The organism is Kitasatospora sp. NPDC007106 (genome assembly GCF_040634455.1).
Taxonomy (GTDB): Bacteria; Actinomycetota; Actinomycetes; order Streptomycetales; family Streptomycetaceae; genus Kitasatospora; species Kitasatospora arboriphila.
Map to the genome: position 1 here is coordinate 1 of NZ_JBEYFP010001267.1, position 1,339 is coordinate 1,339.

The following is a 1,339-nucleotide window of genomic DNA, read 5'->3' on the forward strand; positions in this document are numbered from 1 at the left end:
GCTCCTCACCACCGATACCGGCAGACGCGAGCCCCTGTGGTACTCCGGCGCCCTCGCGCGCCGTTTCGAGGACATCGAATACGTGCTCGGGTCGGGCCCGAGCGGTGAGGCCGCCGCCCGCGGCCGGCCCGTCCTGGTTCCCGACCTGGCCGCGCACCGCGCCGAGCGCTGGCCGATGCTGGCCGCCGAGTCGGCGCCGCTGCCTGTCCTGGCGGTCTTCTGCTTCCCCCTCGGCGTCGGCGCCGTCCACCTCGGCACCCTCACCGCAGTGCGCCGCACCCGCGGACCGCTCACCGGAGCCCAGACCGACGACGCCTTCGCCCTCGCCGCAGCGATCACCTCGCTCTGCCTGGCCGTCCCGGACCACGACGCCGGCACGTCGGAGGAGGACCCGCCGGCGCTCCTGCGGGCCGTCGTCCACCAGGCGACCGGCATGCTCAGCGTGCAGCTGGGCGTCCCGCTGTCCGAGGCCCTGGCCAGGCTCTGCGCGCGCGCCTACGCGTCCGGGCGGCCGGTCGGCGACATCTCCCGCGACATCGTCGACCGCCGCCTCCGGCTGGGCGAGAATGAGGAAAGGAATAGCTTCGGGCGCAGAGAAGGACCGGCTCCATGACGCGTGTGCAACGACTGACCGAGGTGTTCGTGGAGGTCGCCAACTCGCTGACCGATGATTTCGGTGTCATCGAATTCCTGCAGCAACTGTGTGAGCGCTGCGTGGAACTCCTCGACGTCGAGGCGGCGGGAATCCTGCTCACCGACCAGCAGGACCGGCTCATGACCATCGCCGCCTCCGACGAGCGCACACACATGCTGGAACTTTTCGCCCTCCAGCACGACCAGGGCCCGTGCGTGGACTGCTACCGCACCGGCGCCCCGCGCGTCGGTATCGATCTCACCGATCTGACGGTCGCCTCGGAATGGCGGGCCTTCGCATCCCAGGCCCTGCAGATCGGCTTCGTAACCGCCAACGCGATCCCGATGCGGCTGCGCGGCCGGGTGATCGGCACCCTCGGCCTGTTCCAGAGCACACCCGGCAGGCTGAGTGCCGACGACATCATGCTCGCCCAGGCCCCTCGCGGACGTCGCCACCGTCGCCATCCTCCGGCAGCGCACCCTCGACGACAGCGAACTCGAACGCGGCCAGCTCCAGTCCGCGCTGACCAGCCGGATCGCCGTCGAACAGGCCAAAGGCGTCCTCGCCGAACGCTGGCAACTCTCCCTGGACGACGCGTTCGCCGCCTTCCGCACCTACGCCCGGGCGCACCGGCTCCGGCTCGCGGAACTGGCCGGGGAGATCGCGAGCGGGAAGTTCGACACCGACCGGATCCCCCACCCGGTC

The 1,339-nt window shown here is 71.2% G+C and carries 2 protein-coding genes and 1 pseudogene; all 3 read left to right on the plus strand.

Annotated elements, in window-relative coordinates; genetic code table 11:
- A partial coding sequence (locus ABZ641_RS37720) for a GAF and ANTAR domain-containing protein (RefSeq protein WP_359989126.1) occupies positions 1-613 on the plus strand: 613 nt, incomplete at its 5' end.
- A pseudogene (locus ABZ641_RS37725) lies at positions 610-1,008 on the plus strand (GAF domain-containing protein); the annotation flags it as partial. The gene ABZ641_RS37720 and the pseudogene ABZ641_RS37725, both read left to right, overlap by 4 nt.
- Before the next feature lie 34 nt (positions 1,009-1,042).
- Positions 1,043-1,339: ANTAR domain-containing protein (locus ABZ641_RS37730; protein ID WP_359989128.1), on the plus strand; the 297-nt coding region annotated here is incomplete at its 3' end.